Origin of the sequence: Sphingomonas sp. 3-13AW (assembly GCF_049311085.1) — a bacterium.
In the GTDB taxonomy this organism is placed as follows: domain Bacteria; phylum Pseudomonadota; class Alphaproteobacteria; order Sphingomonadales; family Sphingomonadaceae; genus Sphingomonas.
This window is the reverse complement of record NZ_JASNVZ010000046.1, coordinates 1-9504: the sequence shown is the minus strand read 5'-3', so window position 1 is coordinate 9504 and position 9504 is coordinate 1. Positions and strand designations below refer to the sequence as shown.

At 70.6% G+C, this 9504-nt stretch carries 9 protein-coding genes; 4 read left to right on the top strand and 5 right to left on the bottom strand.

Going from position 1 to position 9504, the window contains the following annotated elements; translation table 11 throughout:
• Together QP045_RS21365 and QP045_RS21360 are read right to left on the bottom strand one after the other, a co-directional pair.
• The coding region (locus QP045_RS21365; RefSeq protein WP_422517027.1) for a hypothetical protein at nucleotides 1–233 on the bottom strand (233 nt) is incomplete at its 3' end.
• A gap of 159 nt (nucleotides 234–392) precedes the next feature.
• The gene (locus QP045_RS21360; protein ID WP_422517026.1) at nucleotides 393–1223 is read right to left on the bottom strand and encodes a class I mannose-6-phosphate isomerase; all 831 of its coding nucleotides are present in this window, start codon (nucleotides 1221–1223) and stop codon (nucleotides 393–395) included.
• A gap of 123 nt (nucleotides 1224–1346) precedes the next feature.
• On the opposite strand from QP045_RS21360, the gene QP045_RS21355 reads away from it, so the two are divergent.
• From QP045_RS21355 to QP045_RS21340, 4 genes are all read left to right on the top strand, one after another.
• Nucleotides 1347–2153, top strand: coding sequence for an outer membrane protein assembly factor BamD (locus QP045_RS21355; protein WP_422517025.1), 807 nt, complete (start codon nucleotides 1347–1349; stop codon nucleotides 2151–2153).
• A 39-nt stretch (nucleotides 2154–2192) separates the two neighbouring features.
• Entirely contained in the window at nucleotides 2193–3857 is a 1665-nt protein-coding gene (gene recN, locus QP045_RS21350; protein ID WP_422517024.1) for a DNA repair protein RecN, read from the top strand.
• A 91-nt stretch (nucleotides 3858–3948) separates the two neighbouring features.
• Nucleotides 3949–5610 (top strand): M20/M25/M40 family metallo-hydrolase, encoded by a 1662-nt coding sequence (locus tag QP045_RS21345; RefSeq protein ID WP_422517023.1) that lies wholly within the window; start codon nucleotides 3949–3951, stop codon nucleotides 5608–5610.
• Nucleotides 5611–5614: 4 nt separating this feature from the next.
• Nucleotides 5615–6448 carry an NAD(P)-dependent oxidoreductase gene (locus QP045_RS21340; RefSeq protein WP_422517022.1) on the top strand — a complete coding sequence of 278 codons (834 nt, stop codon included), beginning with the start codon at nucleotides 5615–5617 and terminating at the stop codon, nucleotides 6446–6448.
• Here QP045_RS21340 and QP045_RS21335 read toward each other — a convergent pair.
• The 3 genes from QP045_RS21335 to QP045_RS21325 form a co-directional block, all read right to left on the bottom strand.
• Entirely contained in the window at nucleotides 6358–7287 is a 930-nt protein-coding gene (locus QP045_RS21335; protein WP_422517021.1) for a DMT family transporter, read from the bottom strand. The genes QP045_RS21340 and QP045_RS21335 overlap by 91 nt on opposite strands.
• Nucleotides 7284–8285, bottom strand: coding sequence for a threonine aldolase family protein (locus QP045_RS21330; RefSeq protein WP_422517020.1), 1002 nt, complete (start codon nucleotides 8283–8285; stop codon nucleotides 7284–7286). Before QP045_RS21330 ends, QP045_RS21335 begins: the two co-directional genes overlap by 4 nt.
• A gap of 133 nt (nucleotides 8286–8418) precedes the next feature.
• The gene (locus QP045_RS21325) at nucleotides 8419–9285 is read right to left on the bottom strand and encodes an alpha/beta fold hydrolase (RefSeq protein WP_422517019.1); all 867 of its coding nucleotides are present in this window, start codon (nucleotides 9283–9285) and stop codon (nucleotides 8419–8421) included.
• Between the last annotated feature and the right edge of the window lie 219 nt (nucleotides 9286–9504).

Here is a 9504-nt window from a genome sequence, read left to right as displayed (position 1 = left end):
GGCACGAACCGTCCGCCCGGCCCGGGGCCGCCCGGGTTGGGGCGGGGCGGCATCACCGGACCAGGCCCCATGCCCGGGCCGGGCGGACGGTTCGTGCCGGGCGGTCGGTTCGGGCCGGGGCCCCCCGGGCCGGGGCCGGGGCGATCCTGAACCGCGGGCGCGCCGGTTGCGACCGCCGGGACGGCGGGGACGATGAGCGCGGCGATAAGGCCTGTAATCAACGAGATGCGCATGAGCAGTCTCCACTCACGTTGAGTGAAGTGCGAAACCGCAGGCGAGGCTGTAAGTTGCGTGAACGAGAAAATACCGCGCAGGTTCCGCGCTGCAGCAAGAACCGGGCGCACCCCGCCTCCCGGGGCCGGGCCCGGGCGGCGGGGTGCGCGGCGGCGCGATCAGGACTGGATGCGCTCGCTGCCGGGATAGGCGAACAGCAGGTCGGTGCCCTCGGCCGCCTCGATCCGGGTGGTGCCCGTGAGCGTCAGGCACTCGCCCGCCTTGAACGGCGTGCCATCGGCGGTGCCCTGGCCCGTCACCGGGACCAGCCAGCCGGTGGTGCCTTCGGGAAGGGTGACGGTGCGGCTGCCGGCGGGCCAGCGTTCCAGCACGAACTTGGGCCCTTCGACCAGGATGGTGCGATCCTCGGCAACCTTGCCGGGCGCGGCCGGGGCGACGAAGGGCACCGCGTCCGCCACGGCGACGCCGTCGTCCAGGTGCAGCTCACGCGGGCGGCCATAGTCGTAGAGGCGATAGGTGGTTTCGGAATTCTGCTGGATCTCGATCAGCGTGATGCCGGCGCCGATCGCGTGGACGGTGCCCGACGCCGAGTAGAAGAAGTCGCCCGCCTTCACCGGCTTCCAGTCGAGCTTGTGCTCGATCGAACCGTCCTCTGCCGCGGCGCGCAGCTCCTCGTGCGTCATCGGCTGGAGCGTGCCGAGGGCGATCGTCGAATCCGGCTCTGCAGCGAGAATCACCCAGCATTCGTCCTTGCCGCGCGGCAGGCCGCGGGCCTGGGCCTGGGCGTCGTTCGGGTGGACCTGCACCGACAGTTTCTCGCTGGTGAAGAGATATTTGACGAGCAGGTCGGGGGTCGAATCGCCCGGGCTCTTGAACCAGACTTCGCCGATCGGGTCGCTGCCGGGTGCCGGATCGGGGAAGCCCGGCCACAGGTCCATCCGGCCCCAGGGCTTTTCGACGCGGTGGGTTTCGAGCATCGTCGCGGGCAAATCGCTTCTCCGATCAGTGAGGCTGTGGCTGTTGGAGGGGCAACGAGGGCGTTGCGCATCCGATCCGTTCCACTTGCGCGAAAGCTATTGTTCGCGCCACCCCTAAGCGGCTAGACGCAGCCAATGCGTATGTCCCTGTTCCGTGCAAGCACGCTGGCCCTGTTCGTCGCTGGAGCGGCAACCCTTACCGGCTGCGCCCGCGGCGGGGGAGGCAGTTCCGTCGACACGCCCTATGTGGCGCGCGACGTGGGCACCCTCTACACCGCGGCCAAGCAGCGGCTCGACCGCGGCCAGTACAAGCTGGCTGCCGGGCTGTTCGACGAGGTCGAGCGCCAGCACCCCTATTCGGTATGGGCGCGGCGCGCGCAGGTGATGGGTGCGTTCAGCTATTACCTGGACAAGGACTATGCCAAGGCGATCGCGGGCGCACAGCGCTTCCTGGCGGTGCACCCGGGCAACCAGGAAGCACCCTATGCCTATTACCTGATCGCCATCTGCTATTACGAGCAGATCGCGGACGTCAGCCGCGACCAGAAGATCACCGACCAGGCGCAGACCGCGCTGGGCGAGCTGATCCGCCGCTATCCGCAGAGCAACTATGCCGCGGACGCGCGCCTGAAGCTGGACCTGGTGCGCGATCACCTTGCCGGCAAGGAGATGGAGGTCGGCCGCTTCTATGAGCAGCGCGGCCAGTGGCTGGCGGCATCGATGCGCTTCCGCCGCGTCGTCGACGAATACCAGACCACGACCCACACGCCCGAGGCGCTGATGCGCCTGACCGAGAGCTATCTGGCGCTGGGCGTGCCGGAGGAAGCGCGCAAGGCGGCGGCGGTGCTGGGCGCCAACTACCCCGGCACCCAATGGTATGAGCGCGCTTACAAGCTGATGGAAAAGGATGCGCCCGCGGTCGCGGCAGCCAAGGACGTCTGACGCGCGCCGTCACCGGGCCCCGGCCATGAGCATGGCGCGATGCTGACGGCATTGTCGATCCGCGACGTCGTGCTGATCGAGGCACTGGACCTGGAGTTCGGGACCGGCCTTGGCGTGCTGACCGGCGAGACCGGGGCGGGCAAGTCGATCCTGCTGGATGCGCTGGGGCTGGCGCTGGGCGCGCGCGGCGACACCGGGCTGGTTCGCGACGGCGCCGGCCAGGCGGTGGTGACCGCCAGCTTCGACGCACCCGCCGCGGGCACGCCGCTCGCCCTGCTGATCGAGGAAAACGGGCTGGAGCTGGAGCCGGGCGAGCCGCTGATCGTGCGCCGCATGGTCAAGCGCGATGGCGGCAGCCGCGGCTTCGTCAACGACCAGGCGGCATCGGCGGCGCTGTTGCGCGAGCTGGGCCAGCACTTGGTCGAGGTTCATGGGCAGCACGACGACCGGGGCCTGCTCAACCCGCGCGGCCATCGCGCGCTGCTCGACGCCTTTGCCCGCATCGACGTGCGCGCGGCCACGACTGCCTATCGTGCGTGGCGGGATGCCGAGGCGGCACTGGCCGAGGCGGAGGCCGAGATCGAAAGTGCCGCGCGCGACCGCGAATGGCTGGAACATGCCGTCGCCGAGCTCGACGCGCTGGCACCCGAGCCCGGTGAGGAAGAGACGCTCGCCGATCGCCGCCGTTCGATGCAGCGCGCCGAAAAGGCGGCCGACGATCTGCGCGCGGTCGAGACGCTGCTGGAGGGATCGAGCGGCGGGCTTGCCCAGTTGCGCCAGGCGGCGCGGGTGCTGGAGCGGCTGGGCGACGACCATCCGGCGCTGGCCGAGGCGCTGGCGGCTGTCGATCGCGCGGTAATCGAAGGTGCTGTCGCCGAGGACCGGCTGCGCGAGGCGCGCGCGGCGCTCGCCTTCGACCCCAGGGCGCAGGAAGAGGATGAGGCGCGGCTGTTCGAGCTGCGCGGGATCGCCCGCAAGCATCGCGTGCGGCCGGACGAACTCGCCGAGCTCGCGGACGAACTGCGCGGGCGGTTGCGGCGGCTGGAGTCGGGCGAGGAAGGGATCACCGCGCTGGTGGCCGAGGTCGCCAAGGCGCGCGCCGCCTATGATGCGGCTGCCGACACGCTGACCGACCGGCGCACGGCGGCGGCGGGTGCGCTCGACCGGGCGGTGGCGGGCGAGCTCGCGCCGTTGAAGCTGGAGGCGGCGCGGTTCCGCACCGTGGTGGCGCCGCTGGGGAGCGAGCAATGGTCGGCGGCGGGCAAGGACCGGGTCGAGTTCGAGATCGCGACCAATCCGGGGACTCCGTTCGCGCCGCTCATCAAGATCGCGAGCGGCGGTGAGCTGTCGCGCTTCATCCTGGCGCTGAAGGTCGCGCTCGCCGAAGAGGGCGGGGCGGGGACGATGGTGTTCGACGAGATCGACCGCGGGGTCGGCGGCGCGGTGGCATCCGCGATCGGCGACCGGCTCGCGCGGCTGGCCGAGCGGACGCAGGTCCTGGTCGTCACCCACAGCCCGCAGGTCGCCGCGCGCGGGCGTCGCCACCTGTTGATCGCCAAGCGCCACGATGGGGTTGTGACGCGCACCGGCGTCACGCCGCTCGACCCCGGCGAGCGCCGCGAGGAGATCGCACGGATGCTGTCGGGCGCGGAGATTACCGACGAGGCGCGGGCGCAGGCGGCACGGCTGATCGACGCCGCCTGAACGGCGCGCGGGGAGCGACGGCGCCGCGTGACCCGCGAGGGCGCCGGTGGTAGGAAGCGCCTTCCTGTTCTCTCCCCCCGGAAAGTCGCCGATGCGCTCCTTACTGCTTAGCCTGCCGTTGCTCTCGCTGATCGTCGCGCAGCCCGCGCTTGCCCAGACCGCGCCTGCCCCGACCGCCCCCGCGGCGGCGGCGGCCGCCGCACCGGCGCCGCTGACCCCGGAGCAGGCGGCGATCAAGGCGCATGTCGCCTTCCTCGCTTCGGACGCGCTGCGCGGGCGCGAGGCGGGCACCCCCGATTATGACGTGGCGGCCGAATATGTCGCGTCGCAGATGCTGGCGGCGGGCCTCAGCCCCGCCGGCAAGGACGGCAGCTGGTTCCAGCCGGTGCCGCTGGTCGCGGCCAAACCCGCCGGCGAGCCGGTGATGGCGCTGAACATCGCGGGACGGCAGGTGCCGATGGTGTTCGGCCAGGATTGGACCATCCGCGTGACGCCGGTGGCCGAGCGCATCGACCTGTCCGCGCCGGTCGTGTTCGCGGGCTATGGCGTGGTCGATCCCAAGACGGGTCGCGACGATTATCGGGGCCTGGATGTCCGCGGCAAGATCGTCGCCATCCTCTACAACGGCATCAAGGGCCTCAACAGCGAGATCGCGGCGCACCTGGGCAACCGGGTGGACCGCGCGCGGCTGGCCAAGGCCCGCGGTGCGGTAGGCGTGGTGGTGCTCGAAAGCAGCCAGATCCATGCGGTGTTCCCGTTCGAGGCGATGGCCAAGGGCTGGGATTCGCGCGGTGTCACCTGGGCGGACGCGGCGGGCAAGCCGCGCGACCCGGGTGCTCCGGTGCTGGGCATGCTGAGCTTTGCCGGCGCGGAAAAGCTGTTCGAGGGATCGAAGATCCGCTGGAGCGACGTCCGCGCGGCGGACGATGCGGGCAAGAAGCTGCCGACCGGGCCGCTCGCGGCGACGCTGTCGACCGACCAGCGCTATACGATCGAGCATATCGAGAGCGACAATGTCGTGGGGATGCTGCGCGGTTCCGACCCGCAGCTCGCCAACGAGGTGGTCGTGCTGTCCGCCCATCTCGACCATGTCGGCGTGACCGAGCCGGTCAACGGCGACGCGATCAACAACGGCGCGCTCGACAACGCGATCGGCATCGCATCGATGCTGGAAGTCGCGCGCGCGTTCGGCGCCGAGGCGAACCGGCCCAAGCGCAGCCTGTTGTTCGTGGCAGTGACGGCCGAGGAAAAGGGGCTGATCGGTTCCGATTATTTCGCGACGAACCCGACCGTCGCGAAGGAGGACATCGTCGCGAACGTCAACCTGGACATGCCGATCCTGACCTATCGCTTCGTCGACCTGGTGGCGTTCGGGGCCGATCGGTCGAGCATCGGCCCGGCAGTGGCTGCCGCGGCAAAGGCGCGCGGCTTTGCGCTGGTGCCCGACCCGGAGCCCGAGGAGGCGAGCTTCGTGCGGACCGACCATTACAGCTTCGTGCGGCAGGGCGTGCCGTCGGTCTCGCTGAGCCCGGGGCCGGGCGGGCCGGGTGCTGCGGCGACCAAGGCGTTCCTCGACAACAACTATCACCAGCCTTCCGACGACATGCGCCTGCCGATCGACTGGAAGGCGGCGGAGGACTTCGTCGAGGTGAACGAGGCCATTGTGCGGACGCTGGCGGACGCGCCGGACCGGCCGCGCTGGAACAAGGGCGACTATTTCGGGACGCTCTACAAGGGGCCGATGGCGAAGTAGCGCGATGCGGATGCTGATCCTTGGCATGGGCTATGCCGCGGGGTTCGTCGCCGAGCGGCTGGCGTCGCGTGGCTGGGTCGTGACCGGCACCAGCCGCGACGGGCGGGACGGCACGGTTGCGTTCGACGATGCGGAGCGGGTGCGCTTCCTGATCGCCGAGGCGGACGCGGTGCTGTCGAGCGTGCCGCCGGCGGGGGACGCGGACCCGGTGCTGGAGGCATATGGCGCGGCGCTGGCCGAGCGGGACTGCTGGCTCGGCTATCTGTCGTCGACCGGCGTCTATGGCGATGCCGGGGGCGGCTGGGTCGACGAGAGCGCGCCGCTCACCGGGCGCCGGACGGCGCGGGTGGCGGCGGATCGCGCCTGGCTGGCGCGGGGCGCGCGCGTGTTCAGGCTGCCGGGCATCTATGGGCCGGGCCGGTCGCCGCTCGACCGGGTCCGGGCAGGAACGGCGCACCGCGTCGACGTGGCCGGCCAGGTGTTCAGCCGCGTGCATGTCGAGGACATTGCCGACGGGGTTGCGGCGGCGCTGGATGGGCCGGCGGGCGCGTACAACCTGGCGGACGACCTGCCGGCGGACCAGAATGCGGTCACCGCCTATGCCGCCAGGCTGCTGGGGATGGCGCCGCCGCCGTTCGTGCCGCTCGAAAGCCTCTCGCCGATGGCGCAGGGCTTTTATGCCGAGAACCGGCGGGTCGCGAACGGGCGGGCGAAGCGGGTGCTCGGCTGGCGGCCGCGCTATCCCGACTATCGGTTCGGCCTGCGCGCGCTCAATGCGATGACCAGCCCGACCAGCACCAGCAGCGCGCCGGCCCCCGCGAGCAGCGACCAGCGATAGCCTTCGAACAGGGTCGAGAGCAGCATCGCGATCACGGGCACGACGACGCCGTTGTACGCCGCCTTGGCCGGGCCGATCGCGCGGATGATGCCGAAGTAGAGCGCGAAGGCGATCGCCGACCCAAAAATCGCGAGATAGAGGATGCCCGCGACATAGGCCCAGCGCCAGTCGAACACCGGCGGCCCCACGGTGGCGCTCGCAAAGGCCGCGTCCATCGCCGCGCCCATCAGCATCGCATAGCCCAGCAGCGGCGTCATCGGGTAGCGCTTCGCCGTCGAGGTCGCCTGCATGACATTGGCGACCGAGGCGCAGAGCACGCCGATGACGGTGATGCCCATGCCCAGCAGCACCCGGTCGCCGGAGGCCGCCGCATGCTGCAGCTCGTGCGCGAACAGCAGCGCGACGCCGCCCATCGCGATGACCGAGCCGAACAGCAGCTGCCCGCCCATCCGCTGCCCCAGAAAGATGCGCGCCAGCGTCGCATTGGGGATGATGAGCAGCGCATAGACCACCGCCACCAGCCCGGAGGTAACGAACTGTTCGGCGCGATAGACGAAGTTGAAGTTGAGGCAGAACTGCATCAGCCCCAGCACGCCCGCAAAGGCCCAGCCGCGCGCGTCGAGCCGCATATCCTCTCGCCGCATCAGCGCCCAGAGCAGCATCACGATGCCGCCCACGCCGAAGCGATAGGCGACCGACCAGGTCGGCGGCACCACGCCCAGCTGGTCGCGGATGACGATCCAAGTCGATCCCCAGATGAGCGTGACGATCCCGAACGGGATCAGCACGCCAAGCGTGGCGGAGCGCGGCGTCTGGCCGGGCGAGACGGGCGTCGTCACAGCTGCGCGATCGCCTCTGCGAGCGGGCGGATCTGTTCCTCGGCCTGGTCCCATGAGGTCACCAGCCGGATTTCACCGGGAGCCCAGTCGTAGAAGTCGAAGCCGAGCGAGCGCAGCGATGCCGCCTCCTCGGGGCTTGCGCGCAGGAACACTTCGTTTGCCTGGACCGGGTGGACGAGGCGGTCGCCGGCAGCCCGTGCCAGCAGCGCCGCACCGGCGTTGGCGGCGCGGGCGTTGGCGAGCCAGAGGTCGTCCTTCACCATCGCCAGGATCTGCGCGGCGAGGAAGCGGCCCTTGGAGGCGAGCAGCCCGGCGCGCTTGCGGCGGTATCGGGTGGCGTCGGCGAGTTCGGGCTTGAAGAACACCAGCGCCTCCGCGCTCATGCCGCCGTTCTTGATGAAGCCGAAGCTGAGCGCGTCGACGCCGGCCTTCCACGTCACCTCGGCAGGCGAGCAGCCGAGATGCGCGACCGCATTGGCGAAGCGCGCGCCGTCCATGTGGAGGCCCAGGCCGCGGGCGCGAGTGATCGCGCCGATTTCGGCGACCTCTGCGGGCGTATAGACCAGGCCATATTCGGTGGCGTTGGTGATCGAGACGGCGTGCGGCTGCACCCAGTGCACGCCCTGCGGCACGCGATCGAGCCGCTGGGTGAGGGTGTCGGGCGTGAGCTTGGCGCCGGGCCCCTCGACCAGCAGCAGCTTGGCGCCATGCGTGTAGAATTCGGGGGCTCCGCCCTCGTCATTCTGGATGTGCGCGTCGGCGTGGCAGACGACGGCGCCGTGCGGCGGGCAGAGGGCGGCAAGCGCGAGGCAGTTGGCGGCGGTGCCGGAGGGCACCCAGAGCGCCGCGACCTCGGTCTCGAACAGTTCCGACAGGCGGCCGTCGAGCGACTGGCTGAGCGCGTCGCCATCATAGGCGGTGTCGAGCCGGTTGGCAGCGAGGATCGCGTCGATCACCTGCGGGCAGGCGGCGGCGGCATTGTCGGAAAAGAAGCGCATTTCCGCGCCTTGAGCGGCGGCAAGGCCAAGGTCAACGCAAAGCTTTCGACGCACGATGACTTGAGCGAAACGGCGTCGGGCAGGGCCGGTGCTGGCTGGGACTTGCCCCGGCGGAGGGCGGAGGGTTCCTGTGCTAGCGAAGCGCTTGCCGGATCGCTGTGGCGGCGCGTTCGGGATCTTCCCAATGCGGATAGTGGCCGACCCCGTCGAGCGCGTGGAATTCGGCATCGGGTATGTTCCTGCGTATCTCTGCCAGCATGGCGGCACCCGACACGGGGTCGGCGGGCCCCCAGACGAACGCGCTCCGGCGGGCGGCGGCTTCCATCGCCGGCTCCCAGCGGGCGGCGTAGCGGCGACGGTCGGCGACATAATGGAGCAGCCGCGGCAAGCGGGCGAGGCCGTCGGCAGAGGCGATCGCGCGCCAGTGTTCCCCGGCATCTTCCGCGGACCAGGCGTCCCGGCTGCCGGCGATCGCGTTCAGGCTGTTGCGCAGCGACGCGGACGTCATGCGGCGCGCGATGAGGGGGCCGAGCACCGGCGTGCGGAGAATCCGCTGGATCCGCCGCTGCCGGTGGAGGCGCGCATAGACGCCGCCGTTGAGGTAGACGATCCGGTCGATGCGGAAGCCGAGTGTGCCCTGCGCCTCGCGCGCGAGCAGTTCCTGAACGAGGGTGTCCGCATAATCGTGCGCGACCAGGCGGACCCGGTCGATGCCGAGCTGCTCCAGCAATGCCGTGATCAGGTCGGCCTGCAGCGGAAAGCTGTAGCGGATGCGGGGCTTGTCCGAACGGCCGAAGCCGAGGAGGTCGGGCGCGATGGCGCGGATGCCGTCCAGGTGCGGCAGCACCCGCGTCCAGTCGAGCGAACTGGTGGGGAAGCCGTGGAGGAACAGGACGGCGGGCGCGTCGATCGCCCCGCGCTCCGTTACCGACAGCGAGTAGCGTGCTTGCGGGGTCTCAAGAGAGAGCCGGCGCCTCGATCCGCTGTGATCTTCGCTCATGACCAAGGTCGGCACCCGTGTTGCGGCGTCTCACGGGATAGTTGGCATTCGGGGGAGGAAATCGAAGCCTCCCCGTTTCAAGCGTAGCGGAATCGGCACGCTGCGGCACCCGCGGCGAAAGCCCGCGCGCGCAGGCTTTGCCGCGCGCTTCCGAACGGGCCGCCGTTACTCCTCGTCGGGTGGGCGGCGCGCGTCGGGGAAGGGCGGTGGGGGTGGCGG

Coding starts and splice junctions, on each gene's coding strand:
- QP045_RS21355 (WP_422517025.1), top strand. CDS start 1,347: ATGCGTATGTCCCTGTTCCGTGCAAGCACGCTGGCCCTGTTCGTCGCT.
- recN (WP_422517024.1), top strand. CDS start 2,193: ATGCTGACGGCATTGTCGATCCGCGACGTCGTGCTGATCGAGGCACTG.
- QP045_RS21345 (WP_422517023.1), top strand. CDS start 3,949: ATGCGCTCCTTACTGCTTAGCCTGCCGTTGCTCTCGCTGATCGTCGCG.
- QP045_RS21340 (WP_422517022.1), top strand. CDS start 5,615: ATGCGGATGCTGATCCTTGGCATGGGCTATGCCGCGGGGTTCGTCGCC.
- QP045_RS21330 (WP_422517020.1), bottom strand. CDS start 8,285: ATGCGCTTCTTTTCCGACAATGCCGCCGCCGCCTGCCCGCAGGTGATC.
- QP045_RS21325 (WP_422517019.1), bottom strand. CDS start 9,285: ATGAGCGAAGATCACAGCGGATCGAGGCGCCGGCTCTCTCTTGAGACC.